This window comes from Micromonospora olivasterospora (genome assembly GCF_007830265.1).
GTDB classification, from domain to species: Bacteria; Actinomycetota; Actinomycetes; order Mycobacteriales; family Micromonosporaceae; genus Micromonospora; species Micromonospora olivasterospora.
This window is the reverse complement of sequence record NZ_VLKE01000001.1, coordinates 3,400,002-3,421,289: the sequence shown is the minus strand read 5'-3', so window position 1 is coordinate 3,421,289 and position 21,288 is coordinate 3,400,002. Positions and strand designations below refer to the sequence as shown.

Genomic DNA, 21,288 nt, shown 5'->3' with positions numbered 1-21,288 from the left:
CCCGTCCTCACGCGGTGCGTCCCACCGGGATCCACAGCTCGGCCTCGGCGGAGACCCGGGCCTGGAGGATCCTGGGACCGGGCCGGGAATGATGGCGCAGGTTGGCGCCCTGCCGGGGGCACCAAAGTGATCAAGCATTTCCTCACCTCATCCCTGTTCCCCGCGAGGGCAATGGGGGTGGCGAGACGCAATAACAAGGCCAGCCCAGTGGGTTCTGATCGTTACGACTCCCGCCCATCAACGAAGGGCCGACGCTCCTCCTTGGCTACCGTTCGAGTCGGTTGCGATATCCCGGTCCCTGGCGGGTCCCGGACCAGAATGATGGCGCAGCTGGTGCCTGCCGGGGGGCACGTCACAGAACTGCGCAGCGCCAGCAGGCACGCTGGCGGTAGAGGGGCGAACAGAGAACCCAGTTCGCCGGCCGAGGGCGCAACGAAACGGTCCGGCGTGGTCGTGGGCGGCCACGGCGACCGCGGCTGCGATTGATCGCGCCGGGGACCGCCGCTATGTATCACCCCGCATCAGCGTCGAGCCGGACGCGCCAATGGAGATCGAGGCGTGCGCCGTCCTCCACGACGCCCGCTGCGGGAGTTCGGGGGCCGGTACCGGAGATCTCTCTTCTCACGATGCAAGACACAGTGAGTGATACAGTCGACACCCTCATATCGGTGCCCGTCACCGAGAGTGCGCATCGAAGGCCATCACCCCGAATGCCGGATCGATCACCCACTCCGGGTGACAGCACTGGCGATGGTCCGTCACCTCGCGGGGCCGGCCAACGACAACCCCACAACGAACCATCACCAAAAGTGACCGATCCCCGTCCTGACTAGCCTCGCTGTCAAATGGGGCACACTTTCCGCAACTCCTTCCTGCTAGCGTAACCATCGCCTCTAGACAATCTGATCTATCGGGGCAGGAGCACCGCGTCAAACCCGGGGGGGGGACATCGTGGACACCAGGGGCCTTTGCGTGCTACTGGGTGCCGGAGATCCCTATTATCGCGAGTACGCATTAACGGCACTCGGAGAATTCTGCGATCTCGTACTGGTTGCCCCGCAAGAGCCAAAGTGGGCGACGCCACACATTCACACGTTGGTGCTCGCCGACCCGCGTGATCCATTGGCGACTTTGGCGGCATTACGAGACAGCGGGCCGATGGGCCTGGCCGGTGTGGTGACCTACGACGAGTTCAGCGTGGAGTCGGCCGCCCGGGTCGCCGCAGAGTTGAGACTGCGGGGTTCCTCGCCAGCGGCCGCCGCCCGGTGCCGGGACAAGCGGCAGATGCGGGCGGCCTTCGAGGCGGCCGGGGTCGCCTCTCCGGTCAGCGTCGCGGCCACCACACTGGCCGAGGTGACGGCCGCGGCCCAGAGAACCGGCTTTCCGCTGGTCCTCAAGCCAGTCGATCTGGCGGGCAGCATCGGCGTGGTGCTGGTGCGGCAACCGAACGAGCTGCGTGAGGCGTACCGCAGGTGCCGGGCCTCGGGGCGGGCTGAGTATGGCGCTGTTTCGAACGCAATCTTGGTCGAGGAGTACGTCGAAGGTCCAGAGGTCAGCGTTGAGTCACTGGTCAGGGCCGGTGAGGTGCAGACCGTGGCGATGACTCGCAAGAGGCTGGTGCCACCGCCGTGGTTCGAGGAGTCCGGTCACGTGGTGGTCGGCGGTCCGGTGCCGGAGGAGATCGCGCGGCTGGCCGAGCGGGCACAGCGGGCGCTCGGCATCCAGTGGGGTGCGACGCACACCGAGATCCGGCTGGGCGCGGTCGGCCCCCGGGTGATCGAAGTAGCCGCGCGGCCGGCCGGCGACGTCATCCCGCTGCTGGTGCTCCTCGCCACCGGCGTCGATCTGACTGTCGCTGCGGCGGCTGCCGCGATGGGCCGGCCGGCGCCGGCGGCCCGGGAGCCGGTGGCACCGGCGGCGGCGGTCCGGTTTTTCTCCCCCGGTAAGGACATGGTTTTCCGGTCGGCGTCCAGCGAGGTCGCCGCGGCGGCACCGGAATGGCTGGTGTCGTTTGTGATCGAGGCGACGGACGGCGATGTTCTGCGCCTGCCACCCCACGGCTTCCTCGATCGTGTCGGATACGCGATAGTGACCGGCGCGAACGAGGCAGAGTGCGAGCAACGACTGGACGAGCTGGAACGCTCCCTGCACATCTCAGCCGATCCGATCGTCGGCTGAATTCAACCTCGGTTCCGAATTTCCGGGCGAGCAGGCTCTCGATGATGCGGGCCCGCAAGGCTTTTTTGGTGTCCAGAAACGGCCCGGGTAATGGTTTAGCGGAGGGAAATTCGATGACCTTGACACTCAACGTCAACGACCGATTGGAGAAGCACTTCGCGGGATTCGCCGGACAGCTGTCCGACCTCCGCGATCGCTACAAGACCGAGCACTACATCGAAATCGACCCGTTCGTACCGGAAGATCTGCAGGCCGCCGCCCACACCGAGCTCGAGGCTCTCTTCGCGGCGAACGCCCGCCGCCGCGACCTCATCGTCGCCCAGTCCGGCAACACCCCGCGGCGCTACAGCAACATCGACCGAGACGCGATCCACCAGGACGGCGGTATCATTCCGGCGATCTACCGCGCGCCGGCACTGTACGAGCTGCTGGAGAGCATCGTCGGCGAGCGGGTGCTGCCGGTGCCCTACACCCCGGAGGAGTACATCGCGTCGCGGCTGCACGAGCCGAACGACGTGCACGGCTGGCACTGGGACGACTACACATGGGCGATCGTCTGGGTGTTCAAGATGCCCCCGGCCGAGCACGGCGGCAGCCTCGAATACATCAAGGACGCCCCGTGGGACCGGGAGAACCCGCAGCCGGAGAAGCTCGTTGCGCAGGGCCCGGTCTGGACCCGGCACCCGGGCGTCGGCGCGGCGTACCTGCTGAAGGCGGACACCGCGCTGCACCGGGTCAAGCCACTGTCGGTGGCGGACGAGCGAATGATCGTCTGCTACTCGTTCGCCACCGAGGCGGACCTGCAGCGCCCGGTCGACCACTCGTCGATGGCGGCGCTCTATCCAGAGTCGCACGCCAGGCACGAAGACTGAGCGGGTCCCCATGACCGGAACCGGCCTCGCCAGCGCGGCCTTCGCCGCCACGATCGAGCTAGCCCGCTCCCGGCACCTAAACGTCTGGGAGCCATGGCTTCCAGCCGAGGTCGTGCCGCCGGGGGCGAGCCTTCTGCGACTGTTGCACCTCGGCGTCGAGGTGCCCGCCGGCGCGGTCGACCCGGCCCAGGCCGAGCTGATCGTTCAGCTCGGCCTGGGCCGGCGGGAATCCGACCGGCTGGTGGCCGCGTCGTGGGCGGTAACGGCGTTCCGTGGCGTCCTCGCCGCCGGCCACCGGGAGTACGGTTCCGGCACCGGCGACATCCACATCGGCGAGGATTCGCTGCGCTTCGCCTCCGCAGTGCTCGCCGCGGCGCCGCGCGGGCGAGTGCTGGACATCGGCTGCGGATCGGGCCTCGCGAGCATGGCAGCCGCCCGCACCGCCCACCAGGTACACGGGCTCGACGTGCTGCCAGCGGCGGTCGAGGCGTTCAGAATATCGGCGGCGCTCAATTCCGGCGTGGCCGACTGCCGGGCCGAGGTGGGCGACTTTCTCGACCTGGACCGCGGCGACGGGTACGACGCCGTGGTGGCCAACCTGCCCGGAGTGCCAGTACCGGACGGGGTGCCGTACCCGACGGCAGGAGACGGCGGTCCGGACGGGCTGCGGCTGATTCGGGCGCTCTGGCGGTGGTACGCCACCATGAGCACCGCCGACAGCCTGGTCATGCGCTTCCAGTGCCCAGGTGGCCCGCGGACGCCGATCGCCGTGACCGAGCTCGCCGGCCTCATGCCACCGGGCTGCGACATCCTCGTCGTTACCGACAGTGCCGTGCCGATGCTGGTGCGCAATGCCATCACCGCGGCGCGTGCCTCCACGCTGGACGGTCAGCGCGACGCCGAGGAGATCACCGAGGAGTTGCAGCGGCGCTGCGCGGAGCGGGGCTGGACCCACTACCACTGTTCGACGCTGCGGATCCGACGAAACGGCAGCGGCATACGCGCCCACGTGCCCGCTCCGGACCTGATCGATGCGCGGCAGTCGTACCGGGGCACCGGCCGGAGCCTGCCCGTCGAGGAGTTGGCGCTGAAGGTCGGTGCCGAACTGCGGCGGATGCCCGACGAGTTCTGGTCGGTGGCGGGCCTCAGCGCCATCCAGGATGCTTCGGCTCATCTGGAGCGCATATATTATGACCTCGGTCAGGGGGCTACCGAGCGTCAGATCGCATCGTCGCTCTCTGACGCCGGCAAGCCGCTCGATCAGGCGGCGGCGGTGTTGGCGGTCTCGGCAATCACCCGGGCCATGGTCCGGATGTCCCTGCTGATTCCAGTCGTCGGCGTGAACGCACCCGCAGCCGAAGGCCGTAGTGGAATGAGGAGTGCATGAGCGACGGCTGGCAGGTCATTGACTCCATCGATCACGTCGATCCAACGGAATGGAACGAGGTGGTCGACGCAGCAGGGGGTTCCGTCTTCTCCACGGTCGAGTGGCTCAGTGCCTATGAGAAGGAGCCGCCCGCGCCGCTGCACGCCGTCCGCCACCTGGTGTGGCGCGAGAATGGCAAGCTGCGGGCCGTCGCTCCGATGTACTACGCGTCGGAGGACCCGCACTACACCGGCTACGGGCCGGACTACGGATTCGATCACCCGATCCTGCGGGCCCGGATGCTCGTCGGGCACTCGTTCTACTCATACTTCAACGGGATCTGTTCCACGCTGCCGGCCGCCGAGGTCGCGCCCGGACTGGTCGCGACGATGCGCGAGGTCGCCACCGACCTCGGCAGCCCGCTTTACGGCTTTCCCGGCGTGCCGGAGACAGATCCGCTCTGCGACGAACTCGACCGCCTCGGCTTCGTGAGCATCTACACCGAGGCGACCAGCGGGGTGAACTTCGTGGGCACCGCCGAGGCGCATCTAGCCGGTCTCAAGAACAAGGTTCGCCGGGAGTTCGGCCGGCTGCGTCGTCGTTCGGAGCGCCTGGGCGTCACGGTACGCACGGATGTGGACCCCGGATACGTCGATGCGTTCGCCGGGCTCGTGGAGGATGTCTGCGCCCGCCACGGCATCCCTACGATCAACCCGCCCGACAACATCCGCAGCATCTTCCGGCACCTTCGTGAGCAGTTGCACTTCCTGACCATCTGGAAGGACGACGTGCTGCTGGGTGGGTTCATCCTGCTGCACCGCGCTGACACCCTGTACGCGTGGATCGCCGGCCTGAACTACGACTTCCACAAGGAATACGCCACCTACTACGCGCTCTACGCCAACACGTTGGATCTCGCGGAGCGACTGGGTGTCCGGCGCATCGAGATGGGCCGCAGCATGTACGGCTTCAAGGTCCGGATGGGATTCCACCCTCAGCTCCTGGTCTCATGGTTCGACGCGACCGACGACGCCAGCCGGGAGATGCTTACCGGCGGGGCCGAGGCGCTCGAATCGAACTGCCGCACCCGGCAGCGGATCGCGGAGGCGTACGAGGCGGTCGACCTTATCCCCCCGGCGCCCCTGCTCGGCCCGCCCCGGTTTCCCCGTTCACTAGCTCCGGCCATCCACCAGTGACCGCCGCTGACGAGACGCGCCGGAGGCGCCAAGGATTCCTGAGCCGCTGGCGGGTCGCGTTCGCCAGCGGGATCGTGCTCGCCACCGTGTTCGGAGTGGTGGAAGGCTTTTCCATTTTCTACTCGTCGTTCGTGGTCGATCTCGGGTTGGACCGCGCGCAGGCGTCCGGGATGTTCGCGGGGTACCTGCTCGCCAGCATGGTCGCCGGCCCGTTCGCGGGACGTGTCGTCGGCCGCTACGGCGCACGCCGGATCATCTTGATCTTCCTGCCGCTCTTCGCGGCGGCCGTGGCGGCGGCGTCGCTGCCGACCGAGCTGTGGCAGTTCTACCTTCTCTACATGGTGGTGTTGGCGCCAGCGACGACGATGCTCGTCGTGGCCAGCCAGGTGATCATCACCAGCGGCTACGCCGAGGACCGGGGCCGAGCGACCGGAATCGCGTACGCCTGCCTCGGGGTCGGCAACTTCCTGCTCTTCTCGCTGCTCGCCCTCGTTGTTCAGGAGTACGGCTGGCGCGGCGGCTATCTGGTGGCCGGCTGCCTCGCCGCGCTGGGCACGGTCGGCTTCCTCTTCATGGACCAGCCCGGGGCCGCCGGCGCGGTGATCGAGGAGACGCCGACGCCGATGGAACGCGCGACGAACCTGTTCCGTAGTCCGGTGTTCTGGTTAGTCTGCCTCGCCGCCCTGACCGCTAGCGTCACCGACTTCTTCACCTTCCAGACCATCGTGCCATTTCTGACCACCGAGGGGCACGGTGTCGCGATCTCCGGGCTCCTGCTGGGCATGACCGGCCTGAGTTACGCCGGCGGTCAACTGCTCGGCGGCGTGCTCTCCGACCGCACAAACCGGGAGTTTACCGCCACTGTCGGCGCGATCGCCTTCCTCGCGGGTCTCGGCCTACTCTGGATCCTACCGCCGACACCGTTGCTGGTCCTGGCCATTCTTCTGCTCGGCTCCGGGGTTGGCATGATCATTGGAGCCCGGATCGCCGCCGTCGGCGATCTCTTCACCGGTTCCCGCCTCGCTCGGGCAATCGGCTTCTTCCAGGTTGCCAGCGCCATCGGCTCAGCCTTCGCGACCTGGTTCGGTGGCTTCAGTTACTCCACGACCGGCAGCTACGGGCTGAGCTTTGTGATCGCCGGCGGGTGTGCGCTGCTCTGGATCGTCATCATCTGGCTCGCGGCCCCCCGACGCGCCGCGGTGACCCAGGCGGCCGCGACCGGGACGCCGGAGGCGGTGCCGATCGGGGGCACCTGAGGTCCTGCCGACCGGCCGGCAACGCCGCGCTCGCCGACGGACCGGTTAGCCTGTCCGGGTAGACGCAGTGCCCCTCGCCCTCGTTACCTTTTTCGTGGTCCCCGTCAGCGACTGCCTGGTCACCTGGCCCGGTATGACTGGTTGCCCCTGTCGTTCGCATGATCCGGGGGGTGTTGTCGCCGGGCCTGGTGGCGCCGTCCGACCGCTGATAGGGACCGGGTCGCCTTCCGGTAGATCTCCTCGTAACGTGGGTGCCGGCGGTCGGCACCATACCGGTGACCGGGCCCAAGCCCACCCCCTCTTGGCGCCTGTGACGAGACAGGACGTGCCACGGTGAGGCTACGCGGTGTTCCTGGGCCTGGATGTCGGCAAGGGCGAACACCACTCGGTGTGATCTCCATCAAACCCGGGGCTTGACACCCACCGGGTTACCGGGTTTTTCGGGGGACGATTCAAAATCGCATAGATAAGCATCTAGGCCCCGACCGGCTTACTGCTGATCAGGACCTCATGCTGGTGCCCCCGGCAGGATTCGAACCTGCGACACACGGTTTAGGAAACCGATGCTCTATCCCCTGAGCTACGAGGGCGCGAGGGCCTAGTCTAGCGACCTGCGGGGCGGCACGCAGCGGCAGGGAGTGACCCGCGTTGACCTACGTCGTCCGGGCTGGTCACGCCGGGCCATGACCACACGCCGACCACACGGATCACGTCGGCGGCCACGATCGGCGGCCTGGGTTGACCAGGAGCGGCATCAGTTGACCCGCGTTGGCACCTGCTGGAGAGCACACATCCCACACATCATCGATGGCCACCAAGCCGTTGCGGGCAGCATCGCGAGCGGCCCCGCCCGGCGGGGCCGTGGCGGGATTGCTCGCATCAAGCCCGCTCTCCCACCCATCAGCCGGAAACCTGGGCAGAGAGGCAGCCGCCGCCTTACCTGCGGCCTTTTGTGGGTTCTTGACCTGGAGCCTCGAGTCGGTTGCGGTGGCTTTCTTCCGGATCTTGCTGCGGGTGCGGTGGGCGGCGGCGAGGACCAGGTGGGCGGTGGCGTCTGCGCTGCACCGCTGGGCCAGGGGTAGGACGCCGGTGTAGGTGTCGGCGGTAACCCGATGCTGGAGTGTCCGAGCATGTCTCGCAGGGTCTTGAGGTCGGCTCCGGCTTCATGGGCGAGGGACGCGGCGTCGTGGCGCAGCTCGTGCAGCCGGACTGGCGGGAACCGGCCTGTTTGACCAGCAGCCGGAACCGGCCGTTGGCATAGCCGGGGTGGATGGGGCTGCCGGGCTTGCGGACGAACACGTAGCCGGAGTCGACCCAGGGTTTTCCGGCCGCCTCGCGGCGGGATTGTTGATCTCGTAGCGCCGTCGTGTTCGCGGAGGATCTGGACGGTGCGCTTGTCGAGAGCGACCGCGAAACCGGAAGGGCTGGTGTACCAACGCAACAGACCCCCGCGGCGCAGGAACGCACCCTGCCAACCCTGCTGCGCCATTTCGGTCATTCTTGTGTGAAGGAGTTCCGGTGCGTCGAAGATGCAGGAACTGGGCACTCATCACCTACGTGGCGCAGTAATCCTCACTCTCACCCAAAAGCGCGAGCGAGACGGAAATTGTCGGCTGCGGGTTTCCGGAAGCCGTCGCGCGATGGATAAGGTCGGGAGGCGTCGAACGGAGGGCCAGGGCGCATGACTGGGGACGGATCACGGGCGCGTCGCCCCGGCGGGCGAACGCGTCAGGTCACCGAACGGCTGTCGGCCGCAGCGCTCGACATCCTCGCCGAGAAGGGCGTCGACGGACTGCAGTACGAAGAGCTCGCCGCCCGCGCAAAGGTCGGGCGCGCGACGGTCTACCGACGGTGGTCGAACCGAGACGATCTCCTTCGCGACGTGCTCGCCCGGTTCGCCGAGGCGTCGGTGCCGATCGCCGACACCGGCGACGTCGTCCACGACCTCACGACATTCCTGCATGCATTCGCGGAGGCCTCTGCCACGCCGACGGGTCGTGCAGTCCTGCAGATCCTCCTCCGACGCGTCGACGAGGGAGGCGGGCTGCACCGCATGGGGCTCGAACTCCTCGATCGTCGCACCGACGACCTGCAGCGGCGCCTCGACCGGGCAGCCGAGGCCGAGCAGCTACCGCCCGTCGATGCACCTTTCGTCAACATGATGCTCGCAGGCCCCGTGCAATGGTTCGTCCTGCGCCGGTCGCGACCCTTCACGCTCACCGACGCACGCGAGATCGTCGAACTCGTCGTAGCCGGATTGTGGCGGAATCACCGCGACTGAGCCTCGGAATCTTCGTCGATCGACCAGTCAGTGTCCATTCCCTGCGATGTTCGTCCGGATACGCACGGTCGCTCCTCTTAGAGAGATAGGTTGTCTCATTAGTGGGCGGGAACGGCTCGCTTCGACGAAGGGACTCACCATGGTGGACACGTCGAGCTTCGGATGGGACGGCCATGTGGCCCCCACGCCCCTCGAGGAGTACTCGCGGCGCTACGCCGACTTCTTCGAGATGCGCCGAGAGGACGGCATCCTCGAACTGCGCCTGCACACGGACGGCGGACCGTACGTGCACAACTGGGCCGCCCACAACGCTTGGAACCGCGTATGGCAGGACGTGGGGAACGACCCCGAAAATCACGTGCTCATCATCACGGGCACGGGAGAGACCTGGTTCCAGGGCGACCCGCGACAGACCTGGCCCAAGCCGCTCGTCGAAGAAACGCCGGACTACATCTTCCAGCAGACGATCGACGCGTGGAAGCTGATCGAGAACTTCGTCAACAACATCGACATCCCCACCATCGCGGCGGTGAACGGACCCGGGATCCACACCGAGTTCGCGCTCATGTGCGACGTGACGCTCACGGCAGAGGACGCCGACTTCATGGATCCCCACTTCATGGTCGGTACGGCACCGGGTGACGGTCTCGCACTCGCGCTGCAGCACCTCATGGGCACGAAGCGCGCCGCGTACGCCATCTACGGCGGGACCTCGATTCCCGCACGCAAGGCGCTCGAGTACGGGCTCGTCAGCGACGTGCTGCCCCGCGAGGAGCTCGTACCCAAGGCATGGCAGCTCGCGCGGGACATCATGAAGCGCCCGCGGTTCGCGCGCTGGGCGACGCACAACATCCTCAACCGCCCGTGGCGCAAGCTCGTCGCCGAGGACTTCGGCTTCCACTTCTCGCAGCAGTCGCTCGCCACGGTGGCGTCGAAGGCGCTCATTCCCGACCCCGACCTGGTCGCCGACGCCCGCCAGCGCAAGGTCTGGTAACGCGGATGACGGGAGGCGAAGCGTCGTGTGTCTCCACCGACGACGGAGTGACATCATTCCGCGTCGAGGGCGCCGGGCCTCCCCTCGTCCTCGTTCACGGGCCGCAGGTGGGGCAGGAGCTCTTCGCCGAACTGCGGCCGCACCTCGTGTCCGCTTTCACCGTGATCACGTATGACCAGCGGGATCGGGGCGAAACCGCCTCCGCCACGGGGGATGGCGGCCTCCAAAGCGCGCCCGCCCGCAACGACGCGCTCATGCGTCGCTTCGCGGCGACGCGTGCCTTCGACACCTGCGGGCGTCTGGCTGCGATCGTCGCGAGAACCCTTGTCGTGCACGGACGCGATGATGCGGTGGTGCCGATCCAGGATGCGCTGGCGATGGCGGGGGAGATCACACACGCCGATGTCCTCGTGCTCGCGGGGGCCGGTCACGCGTGGGAGAACGACCAGCCCGCGCGCGCTGCGAGCGCGATCGCCGCGTTCCTGGCGGACACGCGGCGACCACAGTCGCAACCGGTGACTGCAGTCGCGTGCCGTGCCGTGCCGTGACGTGGCGCGACGTTCGTCACCTCTCACGCGCTGCCTCAGGTCACCGTACGCGCTGCCCGCCGAGGCTCACGTGGCGGATGCGGTCGCGCAGTCCCCGCAGGTCGTCGAGGCTGCCGTCCACTACGACGAGATCGGCGAGCATCCCCGGGGCAATGGCGCCGAGGCCGTCCTGCCGGAGCAACGCGGCAGCACTCGAGGTTGCAGCCCGCCACGCATCGTGCGGTGTCATCGACGATGCCTCGGTCATGAGCTGCAACTCGTCGAGGTTGCTCGCCGAGGGGTGGGCGTAGGGCGGGGAGTCGGTGCCCATCGCGATCTTGACGCCCGCGTCTACCGCTCGAGCGAAACTCGCCCGGTGCGCCTCGAGAGCCTCACGCGCGAGTGCCAGGCTCTCGGCGGGGATCGGCACGCCGCGGTCGGCAGCGTCGACGATCGCGCGGGTTGCCGAGAGCGTCGGCACGAGCCAAGCGTCCGCGCGCAGCATGAGATCTATCGCCTCGTCGTCGAGGTAATACCCGTGCTCGATCGAGCGCGCCCCGTGTCGGAGCGCCGCCTTGATCCCCTCGGTGCCCTGCGCGTGCGCAAAGAAGTCGGTCCCCGCGGCCGCTGCCTCGGCGGCGATCACCTCAAGCTCGTCGTCGCGGAAGTGCGCGTGTCGCGGATCGTCCCCCGGCGACATGACACCCCCGGTGGTTGCGACCTTGATCGTGTCGGCCCCCGCGCGCAGCACCTCTCGCACACCGCGGCGCACGTCGTCTACTCCGTCGCGCACCGCGCGCGGCCGCCCGGGGTGCGGCATCATCATCGACATCGAACGGCTACCGCCGGAGGGCAGGTGCAGATCGCTGTGGCCTCCGGTTTGGGACAGCATGACGAGCGCGATCTGCAGGCGCGGCCCCTCGATGAGCTTCTGCTCGATCGCCCGCTTGACGCCCAGGTCCGCACCGGCTGCATCGCGCGCCGAGGTGATCCCCTGATCGAGGAGGAGCGATAGATTGCGCAGAGCCTCGTAGTACTGGAGAGAGAACGGCTCCTGCTCGGCACGGGAGATGTTGAGGTCTCGCACCATGACGTGCACATGGCAGTCGAACAGCCCGGGAACGATCGACATCTCCGAGCAGTCGACGACGTCATCGCCGTCCAGGCCGGTTCCGACGTCGACGATGCGGTCACCGCTCACGGCGACGTCGACCCGTGAGGTCGAGGCTCCGTCGAACACGGTACCTCCCGCGAAGACCGTGCGCTTCAGCATGTCGACCCTCCGCCCGTCACACTCGCCCCCGTCAGCACTCGACCACGTTGACGGCGAGGCCACCCAGCGCCGTCTCCTTGTACTTGTGGCTCATGTCTGCGCCTGTGTCGCGCATCGTCGTGATCACCTGGTCGAGCGAGACGCGGTGCTCGCCGTCGCCCCACAGGGCCATCCGCGCCGCATTGATAGCCTTCGAGGCTGCGATCGCATTGCGTTCGATGCACGGGATCTGCACGAGCCCGCCGATCGGATCGCACGTCAGACCGAGGTTGTGCTCCATCGCGATCTCGGCGGCGTTCTCGACTTGGCGAGGGGTCCCGCCCATGATCTCGGCCAGTCCCGCCGCCGCCATCGACGACGCCGATCCGACCTCCCCTTGGCAACCGACCTCGGCACCCGAGATCGAGGCGTTGGCCTTGTACAGTGTGCCGATCGCCGCCGCGGTGAGAAGGAACCGCTGGATGACCTCTTCGCGAGCGCCCTCGGCCGTCGATCGACCCGCGGGCGTGTAGTGCAGCGCGTAGTAGAGCACGGCGGGCACGATGCCCGCCGCCCCGTTCGTCGGCGCGGTCACGACCCGCCCGCCGCTCGCATTCTCCTCGTTCACGGCGAGGGCGACGAGGTTCACTCGCTGTTGCCAGTGCTCGCCGTCGTGGTCGGGATCCTCCGCTGCCAGCCGCGCCGCCCAGTCGCCCGCCCTGCGGCGTACCTGCAAGCCGCCGGGCAGCACGCCCGCTCGACCGATGGACGAGCGCACGCATGCTTCCATGACGTCCCAGATGTGCTTGAGGTCCGCCCTGATCTCGTCGTCCGAGCGTCGGGCGCGCTCGTTCTCGCGCATCACGTCGCTCACCGCGAGGCCGGTCTCGTCGCACACGGCGAGAAGCTCCGCCCCCGAGCGGAACGGCAGGGGAGGCGTCTGCGGCTCGGCCTGGTCGGCAGGAGATTCGTCGCCTTCGCGCACGATGAACCCGCCGCCGACCGAGAAGTACGTCTCGCTCGCGAGCTCGTCGCCGGCGGCGTCGACCACGGTGAACGAGAGGGCGTTGGGGTGCCGGGGGTGTACGGTCAGCGGGCGCAGGACGAAGTCCTCCATCCGGCAGGGGACGGGGTGTCGCCCGCCGAGGGAGACCAGGCCCGTGCGCGTGATCTCGTCGAGATGCGCGGGGATCTCGTCGGGCGTGATCTCGTCCGAGCGTGCGCCGGCCAGCCCCAACAGGACGGCCGTGAACGTGCCGTGACCGGCACCCGTCGCGGCGAGGGAGCCGAAGATCTCGACGCGAACCTGTGCCACCTGCTCGATGACGCCTCGCTCGCCGATCAACCCGACGAACTCGGCCGCGGCCTTCATCGGGCCGACGGTGTGAGAGCTCGACGGGCCGATCCCGACTGTGAACAGATCGAACACCCCGATGGCTGGCTGCGCGTACGTCATGGAGGGGCACGATACGTTGCGTGATCACCAGCTGCATCGAGATGCAGATTTACTGTCGGGATGCCTCTATCAGTGCAGTAAAGATATCGGCAGAGGAACCATCACGCCGGTTGCCATACCCTGCGCGTTCACGTGCATCCCCTCCTTCTTAAAGCTGCGCAGCACCACCGAGCGGTCGGCGATGGACACGCCCCGGACGCTCTCCTCGATGGCGACTTCGAGTCGCTGGACGTCGGCGAGGGTCTTCAGCCACACCGACAGCGCGAGGTTGTAGGGGCCGATCGTCGAGACGGCCAGACGCACTTCGCGGAGGCGCGTGACGGCCGATCCCACCCGGTCCGCCATGGCAGCCGGCACCCGCAGGAAGTACCACGCGTGAATGGGCCAGCCCGAGTGTGCGCGCGCGATCTCCGTGCGCACGACGAGCCGCCCGCGGGCGCTGAGCGTCGTGAGAGTCTCGCGGATCCGCCGCTGCCCGATCCCCAGACTCCTCGCGATAGCGGCGACTGTCGCGCGTCCGTCATGGGCGAGGATCTGCAGCAGTTCGTGCTCCAACTGCTCGTCGACGCGGGCGCGCGTCGCCATCGAAGACACGACCGTGCGTTCGACGGCCGTGGCTTCATCTGCCGACAACGCCCGCAGACGCCACTGGCCCGCGTCGGTGAACGGCGACGAGAGGATGTGCGTGCGGGTGGCGCGCACACCCTCGAGCCCACGCAGCCGGCCCATGATGTACTCGCTCAGGCCGTTCAGGTCGGCGGCACCGACCATCACGAGGAGATCGCGCCCTCCGGCGGTGTAATCGACCGTGAACGCCTCGGGGTCGGCAGCGAGTGCGCTCGCGATCTGTAAGGTCGCGCCAGGCTCCGCTCCGACCTCGAGGATGGCGGACGGTCCGCGTGCCTCGGCGCCAGGGTGACCAGCGACCCACGCCAGCCCGTCGTCGGTCAGTCGCTCCCAGCGGCGGGCGAGCGTGACCGAATCCACTCCGATGATCGGGGCGATCGCTGCCCAGCGAGCCCGCGGGTTGATCTGGAGTGCGTGGATCAGTCGCCGATCGGTCTCATCGAGACTGTGAACCTGCGTAGAGACCTCGCGTGTGTTCATGAACCTTCACCTTAGGCCATCGCGCTGCCGCGCCGAGCCACCATGGTGCATTCCCCGAGACACCGTGTGAGGAGCTGCCAATGCAGCGAAGACTTCCGAGAGCTCGCTCGACGTTCGGCGTCGTGGGCTTCCTCGTCGTCATGGAACTCGGCAGCGGCGCGCTCCAAGGCTGGTTCTCGCCGCTGCTCGCTGCCATCGGCCGACAGTTCGACGTCGGCCCCGGCGCGCTGAACTGGGTGAACGCGATGTACATGCTCATGACGGTCGCGTGCGTACCCATCCTCGCCAAGCTCGGCGACATGTTCGGCCACAAGCGCCTCCTCGTCGTGGCGTCCACTCTCGTGGCCGTCGGCTCTTTCGTCGTCGCGTTCGCGCCGAGCTTCGAGGTCTTCCTTCTCGGCCGGGCGCTGCAGGCCCCGCTGGCGGCATTCCTCCCGCTGGAGTTCGCGATCGTCCGCGCGCGAGACGAGCGGTCAGCGAGCAAGAGCATCGGCGTCCTCGTCGGCGCACTCACCCTCGGAGCCGCCGCCGGCTCGCTGCTGTCAGGACTCCTGATCGGCGCGATCGGCGACCTCGGCATCGTCCTGCTGATCCCCGCGGTGCTCATCGCGCTGTGCGTGCCGGTCGTCGTGCTGCTCGTCCCCGAGACGACGGTGCGCAGACACGGACGCGTCGACGTGATCGGCGCGATCCTGCTCACGGCGGGTCTCCTCGCCGTGCTGACGGGTGTCTCGAACGCCGGTACGTGGGGCTGGTTCGACCTGCGCACGATTGCCCTGATCCTGGGCGGCACCGTGCTGCTGGCGCTCTGGGTGTTCGTCGAGCGCAGGATCCAGGATCCACTCGTCGACCTGACGATGCTCACCCGTGGTGGCATCGGGCTGCCGATCATCGCATCGGTGCTCTTCGGCGCACAGACCTACGGCGGGCAGACGGCGAGCTTCCTCTGGCTCCTCGGCGACTCCGCGCGCGACGGTTACGGACTCGGAATCGCGCCCGCGGCCGCCGGCGCGATCATCGTCCTGTACGCGCTCGCGGCGTTCCTCGGCACGCTCATCGGTGATCGCCTCGCACGCAGGATCTCGGCGTCGCGCGCAATCGCGCTCGCGGGAGTAGTCGCAGCCGCGAGCTTCGCTCTCATGATCTGCTTCGCGGGGGTGAGCGCGCTGTTCATCACCTTCATGGCGATCGGCGGGGTCTCGGCGGGCGTCCTTCTCGCGGTCCTTCCGGCCGTCGTCGTGCGCAATGCACCGGCGGACTCGGTGGGGATCGCCTCGGCACTGTTCAACACGGCACGCACGGCGGCGGGGGCGGCGGCCGGTGCGGTCTTCGCGCTCGTCATGACTCTGTTCGTGACAGCGAGCACCGCCGACGCCACGACCGATGCCCAGTCGACCCCGCTGTCGTTCTTCGCCGTGTGGGCCATCTGCCTCGCAATAGCTCTCGTCCTCGCGGTCGTCGGGCTGCGGATCCGGGCCACAGCGCCCGCCGCCGCGCCGCAGTCCGCACCAGACCTTCCCACCGCCCAGACGATCGAGGACCGATGACCATCTCACCACCGCAACCTTCCGACCACGCGACCGATGAGATCCGCGATGCCGTGCTCGCCTCGCGGGCGGCATGGGAGGACTCGATCATCGCCTTGAGTGCCGACATCCACCGCAATCCCGAACTCGCGTTCGCCGAGCATCACGCCGCCGCGCGCGTGGCCGACACCCTCCGTGCAGCCGGATTCACGGCGACCGTAGGGGCCTTCGGGCTCGACACCGCGGTCGATGCGACCTACGGCGAGGGCGACATCACCGTCGCGATCTGCGCCGAGTACGATGCGCTTCCCGGCATCGGACACGCGTGCGGTCACAACGTCATCGCCGCGGCCGGTGCCGGAGCTGCGATCGCGCTCGCGAGCGTCGCCGACGCCATCGGCCTTCGCGTGAAGCTCCTCGGCACTCCGGCCGAAGAGCACGGCGGCGGGAAGATCCTCATGCTCGAGGCCGGGGCGTGGGACGACGTCGACTTCTCGCTCATGGTGCACGGCGGCCCGGGGCACGACCTGCGCTGCGCCGACGTGCGTACTCAGGCCGTCGCGCGGTTCGACGTGTCCTTCCAAGGCCGTCCAGGTCACGCGGGCGCACCCAGCCCCGACGGGGTGAACGCCGCGAACGCCGCGACGATCGGCCTCGTCGCGCTCGGACTCCTGCGGCAGCACTTGCCCGACGGCACGCGGGCCAACGCTTTCGTCTCCGAGGGCGGCGAAGCGACGAACATCATCCCGTCGGCAACGCGCGTCCGCGTCGAAGTGCGTGCGGACACGCTGGAAGCCGTCGAGACCGCGCGACGCCGGATCCTCGCGTGCTTCGAGGGCGGCGCCGTCGCCACGGGATGCGAGTGGAGCTGGGAGGACGCCGAGCCGACCTACGCGGATGTCGTGCAGAACCCCGTGCTCGCCGGCGCGTGGGATCGCAACCTCGCCGTGATCGGTCGCTCGCCGCAGCCGTACGCGGGGGCGCCGCGCGGATCGACCGACATGGGCAACGTCTCGCACGCCGTGCCCGCGATCCATCCGATCATCGCGATCGAGGGTTGCGCCTCGGCACCGCACACGCCGGCGTTCACGAGCGACGCGATCGGCCCGGCCGCCGACCGCGCGGGGATCGACGGCGCGCTCGCCATGGCGCTCACGGTCGTCGACGCCGTCGCGCACGTGCGTGCGAGGCGGACGCTCGGCGCGGAGGGTACGACGGTCGGCGGGCAGCGATACCACGGTCGGTGACAAGCGATACCACGGGCCGACGCCGCGCAGACGATCGATCTCAAGGATTGAAGACATGATCGTCAGCCAGAACTTCACGAGCCGCTACGGTGAGAAGACCGTCGTCGACGACCTCTCGTTCACGGTCCGGCCCGGTGTCGTCACGGGATTCGGTCCACCGTCACGAAGCTGGTTGCCAAGTACAAGACCGTCATCGGCACCCCCGACGGGCCACGGACCTGTTTCCAGGTCACCGTCCCCCGGGACCGGGGCAGGAAACCACTGGTCGCCCGCTTCGGCGGAATCCCGCTACGCCGCCAACGCGCTGACCGGGATGCCGTCGACGTCGCAGATCACGTATGGCATGCGGCGGCGCATCACCACCCAGAGCCGTTCGGCCAGCCGGGCGGCCACAACGCAGCAGGCCTTGAGGTGCTCGGCGCCGCGTTCGACCATCTGCTGGTGGTAGACCCGCGCCATTTGCGGGTCCTGTTTGCGGGCCCAGTCCGCGGCGCGGATCAGGGTGGACCGGGCCAGCCGGGGACCCGGCCTTGGACATGGGCTGGCCCTTGCGATCGGTGTTGCCGGTCTCCGACGCCCGCGGTGCCAGGCCGAGGTAGGACTTGAAGTGCGCGGCGGACGGGAACCGGGTGGCGTCGCCGAGGATCCTGCGGTGTCCCCATCGCGGGTTCTCTCCGGCCAGGACGGCCGCGGCCGGCCGGGAACCTGTCGGCGGAGCACCGCTACCTCATGCCGCAGCGCGAGAACCTCGACCAGCAACCGCTGCACCCGCCGGTAGACCGTAACGTGATCCACCTCGACATCCCGCTCGACCAGCAACTCCTCCACATTCCGGCACGAGAGATTGAACCGCAGATACCAACGGACCGCCAGCACCGTGTAGTAGGAACGGAGCTTGACGTCCCAAAATCCGTACTGCCAGGTGCCGCCTTCCGACGGGTACTGCGTCTTGGATCCCACGCTCACCCAGGCCGCCGCAGGCCCGGCGACGGCGCCCATCAGGGCTGCGGAAAGCGCTACTCCGGCAAGCGCGCTGTCCCCGCCTCCACCCGGGATCGTGGGTGGGACAAGCGTCACCCACCCTTGGCGGTTCCGGTGGAACGTCGTATGGTAGGCCGCAAGTGACCCACGGGAGCCCGGTGCGTACCGGGCTGAGAGGGGGGCTGGAAGCCCCCGACCGTCGAACCTGATCCGGGTAATGCCGGCGCAGGGAGGAGTGTTGCCGTGCCGTCCCTGGGACGACTGCATCTGATCACCGACACCCGGCCGGGGCGGGATCCGCTCGGCGTGCTGCGGGCCGCCCTGCCGGTGGCCCGCGCCGAGCTGGTCGTCCAGGTCCGGGTGGAGGACGACGCCACCGACCGAGAGGCGTACGAGCTGGCCCGCCAGGTGGTCGCGCTGTGCCGGCCGTACGGGGCGACGTGCCTGGTCAACGACCGGCTGCACGTGGCGCTGGCGGTGGACGCGGCGGGTGGCCACGTCGGCGCCGACGACCTGCCGGTGCGGGCGGCCCGCCAGGTGCTCGGCGCCACCGCCGTGCTCGGCGCGACCGCCCGGGAACCGGTGGCCGCCGCCGAGGCGGTCGCCGCCGGGGCGAGCTACCTGGGCGTCGGCCCCTGCCACGCCACCACCACCAAGGCCGGGCTGCCCGAGCCGATCGGCCCCGCGGGGGTACGCGCGGTTGCCGGAGCGGTGGACGTGCCGGTCATCGCGATCGGCGGGGTGACCGCCGCGTCGGTGCCGGCGTTGCGCGCCGCCGGGGCGTACGGGGTGGCGGTGGTCGGGGCGATTTCCGCCAGTCCCGACCCCGCACGCACGACTGCTGACCTGATCGAGGCCCTGACGTGCTGACCCGACCGGACGTCGCTGTCGTGGGGGCGGGACCGGTCGGGCTGGCTGTCGCGTGGCGGTGCGCGTCCCGGGGACTGCGCGTGACGGTGCACGATCCTGCCCCTGGTAGGGGCGCGTCGCACGTGGCGGCCGGGATGCTCGCGCCGGTCGCCGAGGCGTACTTCGGGGAGCATCAGCTGACCGGGCTGCTCACCGAGTCCGCCGCTCGCTGGCCCGGCTTCGCCGCCGAGCTGGCCGAGGCCGCCGGCACCGATCTCGGCTACCGCACCGACGGCACCCTGGTGGTCGGGCTGACCACCGACGACCTGGCCGAGGCGCGTCGACTCTGGACGTACCAGCAGGGGTTGGGGCTGCCGATCACGCCGCTGCGCCCGACGGAGCTGCGGGACCGCGAACCGGCGCTGGCCCCGCGCGTGCGCGGCGGTGCGATCGCCCCCGGCGACCACCAGGTCGACCCGCGCCGGCTGGTCGCCGCGTTGCGGACCGCCGCCGAGCAGGCCGGCGCGGTGTGGCGGCCGGGTGTTGTCGGCGACCTGTCCGAGGTGGACGCCCGGGTCACCGTGGTCGCGGCCGGCTGCGGCGCGGCGGCGCTCACCGGGCTCCCGGTCCGTCCGGTGAAGGGCCAGGTGCTGCGGCTCCGCGCGCCCGGTCGCGGCGCGCCGGACTTCCGGCACGTGGTCCGGGGGTACGCCGACGGCGAGTCGGTCTACCTGGTGCCCCGGGACAGCGGCGAGGTGGTGGTCGGAGCGACCGTCGAGGAGTGCGCCGACACCGAGGTGACCGCCGGCGGGGTGCTCCGGCTGCTCCGCGCCGCCGTGGACCTGGTCCCCGAGCTGGCCGAGTACCACCTGGCCGAGGCATCCGCCGGGCTGCGCCCCGGTACGCCGGACAACGCGCCGATCATCGGGGCGCTGCCCGGCCGGCCCGGCGTGCTCGCCGCCACCGGACACCACCGGCACGGCATCGTGCTCACCCCGATCACCGCCGACCTGGTCACCGAGCTGATCGTCACCGGCGAGCCGGACCCGCTGCTCGCCCCCTTCACCCCCGACCGGTTCGCCGGCACCCGACGCGCCGGCCACCACGGGCCGGGATCGGACGCATCCGCCATCGAGGAGGAGACGTGCAACTGATCGTCAACGGCACGGGGCGTGACCTGCCCGGCGGGACGACCCTCGCGGAGGTCGTCCGCACGGTCACCGACCAGGAGCGCGGCCTCGCGGTCGCGGTCAACGGTGAGGTCGTGCCGCGCGGCGGCTGGTCGGTGACCGTGCTGCGCGACGGCGACCGGGTCGAGGTGCTCAGCGCCGCCCAGGGCGGGTGAGCGGCGTGTCCTTCGAACTCGGCGGGGTCGGCTTCGGCTCCCGGCTCATCCTCGGCACCGGTGGCGCGGCCAACCTGCACGTGCTGGAGCAGGCCGTCCGGGCCTCCGGCACCGAGCTGGTCACGGTGGCGCTGCGCCGGGTAAACACCGCCCCGGGCACCGCCGGCGGGCTGCTCGACCTGCTGGATCGCTGCGGCGTACGGCTGCTGCCGAACACCGCGGGCTGCTACACCGCGTCGGAGGCGGTGAAGGTGGCCCACCTGGCCCGGGAGGCGTTCGGCACCGACTGGGTGAAGCTGGAGGTGATCGGAGACGACCGCACTCTGCTGCCCGACGGGGTGGAGCTGCTGCGCGCGGCCGAGGAGCTGGTCGCGGACGGCTTCACCGTGCTGCCGTACACCTCGGACGACCCGGTGCTGGCCCGGCGGCTGGCCGACGTCGGGTGTGCGGCGGTGATGCCGGCCGGCGCCCCGATCGGCTCCGGGCTGGGGGTGAGCAACCCGCACCACATCCGGCTGATCCGGCAGAGCGTGGACGTGCCGGTGATCCTCGACGCCGGCATCGGCACCGCCTCGGACGCGGCGCTCGCCATGGAGCTGGGCTGCGACGCGGTGCTGCTGGCAAGCGCGGTCACCCGGGCGGCGGACCCGGTGGCGATGGCCACCGCCATGCGGTACGCCGTGGAGGCCGGACGGCTCGCGTACCGGGCGGGCCGGATCGCCTGCCGCTTCCACGCCCTCGCCTCCACCCCGGACGAGGGACGGCCGGACCTGTGAGCCGCGCGTCGCACCTCGCTCCGGCGGATCCCGGTGCGAATCCTCCCCGCCAGGGGTCGGTTGGCCGCAGTGTCGCAGC

18 protein-coding genes, 1 tRNA gene, 1 pseudogene and 1 riboswitch are annotated in these 21,288 nt (G+C 69.4%); of the genes and pseudogenes, 14 read left to right on the top strand and 6 right to left on the bottom strand.

The features are described from left to right. Window positions 1–951 precede the first annotated feature (951 nt). The 5 genes from JD77_RS15555 (at window position 952) to JD77_RS15535 (ending at window position 6,868) form a co-directional block, all read left to right on the top strand. The gene (locus JD77_RS15555; protein WP_145775042.1) at window positions 952–2,178 is read left to right on the top strand and encodes an ATP-grasp domain-containing protein; all 1,227 of its coding nucleotides are present in this window, start codon (window positions 952–954) and stop codon (window positions 2,176–2,178) included. Between the two features lie 113 nt (window positions 2,179–2,291). After that, window positions 2,292–3,050, top strand: a complete 759-nt coding sequence (locus JD77_RS15550) for a HalD/BesD family halogenase (RefSeq protein WP_145775041.1) — start codon at window positions 2,292–2,294, stop codon at window positions 3,048–3,050. 241 nt (window positions 3,051–3,291) lie between these two features. Next, window positions 3,292–4,437: a methyltransferase domain-containing protein gene (locus JD77_RS15545; protein WP_170286457.1), complete on the top strand. Its 1,146-nt coding sequence runs from the start codon at window positions 3,292–3,294 to the stop codon at window positions 4,435–4,437. Continuing rightward, window positions 4,434–5,612, top strand: coding sequence for a GNAT family N-acetyltransferase (locus JD77_RS15540; RefSeq protein WP_145775039.1), 1,179 nt, complete (start codon window positions 4,434–4,436; stop codon window positions 5,610–5,612). The genes JD77_RS15545 and JD77_RS15540 overlap by 4 nt, the downstream gene beginning before the upstream one ends. Then, on the top strand, window positions 5,609–6,868 hold the full coding sequence (locus JD77_RS15535; RefSeq protein ID WP_170286456.1) for an MFS transporter: 1,260 nt from the start codon (window positions 5,609–5,611) through the stop codon (window positions 6,866–6,868). Before JD77_RS15540 ends, JD77_RS15535 begins: the two co-directional genes overlap by 4 nt. Window positions 6,869–7,382: 514 nt before the next feature. Here JD77_RS15535 and JD77_RS15525 read toward each other — a convergent pair. After that, a tRNA-Arg gene (locus JD77_RS15525) sits at window positions 7,383–7,458 on the bottom strand. 1,091 nt (window positions 7,459–8,549) lie between these two features. Here JD77_RS15525 and JD77_RS15515 point away from each other — a divergent pair. The 3 genes from JD77_RS15515 (at window position 8,550) to JD77_RS15505 (ending at window position 10,691) form a co-directional block, all read left to right on the top strand. Beyond that, the gene (locus JD77_RS15515) at window positions 8,550–9,149 is read left to right on the top strand and encodes a TetR/AcrR family transcriptional regulator (protein ID WP_145775036.1); all 600 of its coding nucleotides are present in this window, start codon (window positions 8,550–8,552) and stop codon (window positions 9,147–9,149) included. 139 nt (window positions 9,150–9,288) lie between these two features. After that, window positions 9,289–10,143, top strand: a complete 855-nt coding sequence (locus JD77_RS15510; protein WP_170286455.1) for an enoyl-CoA hydratase/isomerase family protein — start codon at window positions 9,289–9,291, stop codon at window positions 10,141–10,143. A 107-nt stretch (window positions 10,144–10,250) separates the two neighbouring features. Further along, window positions 10,251–10,691: an alpha/beta fold hydrolase gene (locus tag JD77_RS15505; RefSeq protein WP_170286454.1), complete on the top strand. Its 441-nt coding sequence runs from the start codon at window positions 10,251–10,253 to the stop codon at window positions 10,689–10,691. Window positions 10,692–10,731: 40 nt separating this feature from the next. Here JD77_RS15505 and JD77_RS15500 read toward each other — a convergent pair whose 3' ends face one another. The 3 genes from JD77_RS15500 to JD77_RS15490 all read right to left on the bottom strand — a co-directional run bounded on the left by JD77_RS15500 (window position 10,732) and on the right by JD77_RS15490 (window position 14,485). Further along, a complete protein-coding gene (locus tag JD77_RS15500) occupies window positions 10,732–11,943 on the bottom strand; it encodes a metal-dependent hydrolase family protein (protein WP_145775033.1) in 1,212 nt (403 codons plus the stop codon). Window positions 11,944–11,974: 31 nt separating this feature from the next. Next, on the bottom strand, window positions 11,975–13,378 hold the full coding sequence (locus tag JD77_RS15495; RefSeq protein WP_145775032.1) for an L-serine ammonia-lyase: 1,404 nt from the start codon (window positions 13,376–13,378) through the stop codon (window positions 11,975–11,977). Window positions 13,379–13,447: 69 nt separating this feature from the next. After that, window positions 13,448–14,485 (bottom strand): Lrp/AsnC family transcriptional regulator, encoded by a 1,038-nt coding sequence (locus tag JD77_RS15490; protein ID WP_145775031.1) that lies wholly within the window; start codon window positions 14,483–14,485, stop codon window positions 13,448–13,450. 122 nt (window positions 14,486–14,607) lie between these two features. Between JD77_RS15490 and JD77_RS15485 the strand changes: the two genes are divergently transcribed. Together JD77_RS15485 and JD77_RS15480 are read left to right on the top strand one after the other, a co-directional pair. Further along, a complete protein-coding gene (locus tag JD77_RS15485) occupies window positions 14,608–16,032 on the top strand; it encodes an MFS transporter (RefSeq protein WP_211372577.1) in 1,425 nt (474 codons plus the stop codon). Next, window positions 16,029–17,258 (top strand): amidohydrolase, encoded by a 1,230-nt coding sequence (locus JD77_RS15480; protein WP_145775029.1) that lies wholly within the window; start codon window positions 16,029–16,031, stop codon window positions 17,256–17,258. The genes JD77_RS15485 and JD77_RS15480 overlap by 4 nt, the downstream gene beginning before the upstream one ends. Window positions 17,259–17,487: 229 nt before the next feature. On the opposite strand, the gene JD77_RS35500 is transcribed toward JD77_RS15480, so the two are convergent. Continuing rightward, window positions 17,488–17,847: a hypothetical protein gene (locus JD77_RS35500; RefSeq protein WP_387227532.1), complete on the bottom strand. Its 360-nt coding sequence runs from the start codon at window positions 17,845–17,847 to the stop codon at window positions 17,488–17,490. Between the two features lie 164 nt (window positions 17,848–18,011). Beyond that, window positions 18,012–18,134: pseudogene (locus JD77_RS35495) on the bottom strand (IS6 family transposase); the annotation flags it as partial. A gap of 243 nt (window positions 18,135–18,377) precedes the next feature. Further along, window positions 18,378–18,488: riboswitch (TPP riboswitch) on the top strand. On the opposite strand from JD77_RS35495, the gene thiE reads away from it, so the two are divergent. From thiE to JD77_RS15440, 4 genes are all read left to right on the top strand, one after another. Then, a complete protein-coding gene (gene thiE, locus JD77_RS15455) occupies window positions 18,483–19,109 on the top strand; it encodes a thiamine phosphate synthase (protein ID WP_145775028.1) in 627 nt (208 codons plus the stop codon). Its footprint overlaps the riboswitch before it by 6 nt. Beyond that, window positions 19,103–20,242: a glycine oxidase ThiO gene (gene thiO, locus JD77_RS15450; RefSeq protein WP_145775027.1), complete on the top strand. Its 1,140-nt coding sequence runs from the start codon at window positions 19,103–19,105 to the stop codon at window positions 20,240–20,242. The genes thiE and thiO overlap by 7 nt, the downstream gene beginning before the upstream one ends. Then, complete coding sequence (gene thiS / locus JD77_RS15445) at window positions 20,233–20,433, top strand: sulfur carrier protein ThiS (RefSeq protein ID WP_145775026.1); 201 nt, start codon at window positions 20,233–20,235, stop codon at window positions 20,431–20,433. Before thiO ends, thiS begins: the two co-directional genes overlap by 10 nt. Next, the gene (locus tag JD77_RS15440; protein ID WP_145775025.1) at window positions 20,430–21,209 is read left to right on the top strand and encodes a thiazole synthase; all 780 of its coding nucleotides are present in this window, start codon (window positions 20,430–20,432) and stop codon (window positions 21,207–21,209) included. The genes thiS and JD77_RS15440 overlap by 4 nt, the downstream gene beginning before the upstream one ends. Window positions 21,210–21,288: the final 79 nt, after the last annotated feature.

Excerpts from the sequence above, each read along its gene's own strand:
- JD77_RS15495 (WP_145775032.1), bottom strand. The coding sequence starts at position 13,378 with ATGACGTACGCGCAGCCAGCCATCGGGGTGTTCGATCTGTTCACAGTC.
- JD77_RS15490 (WP_145775031.1), bottom strand. The coding sequence starts at position 14,485 with ATGAACACACGCGAGGTCTCTACGCAGGTTCACAGTCTCGATGAGACC.
- JD77_RS15550 (WP_145775041.1), top strand. The coding sequence starts at position 2,292 with ATGACCTTGACACTCAACGTCAACGACCGATTGGAGAAGCACTTCGCG.
- JD77_RS15540 (WP_145775039.1), top strand. The coding sequence starts at position 4,434 with ATGAGCGACGGCTGGCAGGTCATTGACTCCATCGATCACGTCGATCCA.
- JD77_RS15480 (WP_145775029.1), top strand. The coding sequence starts at position 16,029 with ATGACCATCTCACCACCGCAACCTTCCGACCACGCGACCGATGAGATC.
- JD77_RS15510 (WP_170286455.1), top strand. The coding sequence starts at position 9,289 with ATGGTGGACACGTCGAGCTTCGGATGGGACGGCCATGTGGCCCCCACG.
- JD77_RS15515 (WP_145775036.1), top strand. The coding sequence starts at position 8,550 with ATGACTGGGGACGGATCACGGGCGCGTCGCCCCGGCGGGCGAACGCGT.
- JD77_RS15500 (WP_145775033.1), bottom strand. The coding sequence starts at position 11,943 with ATGCTGAAGCGCACGGTCTTCGCGGGAGGTACCGTGTTCGACGGAGCC.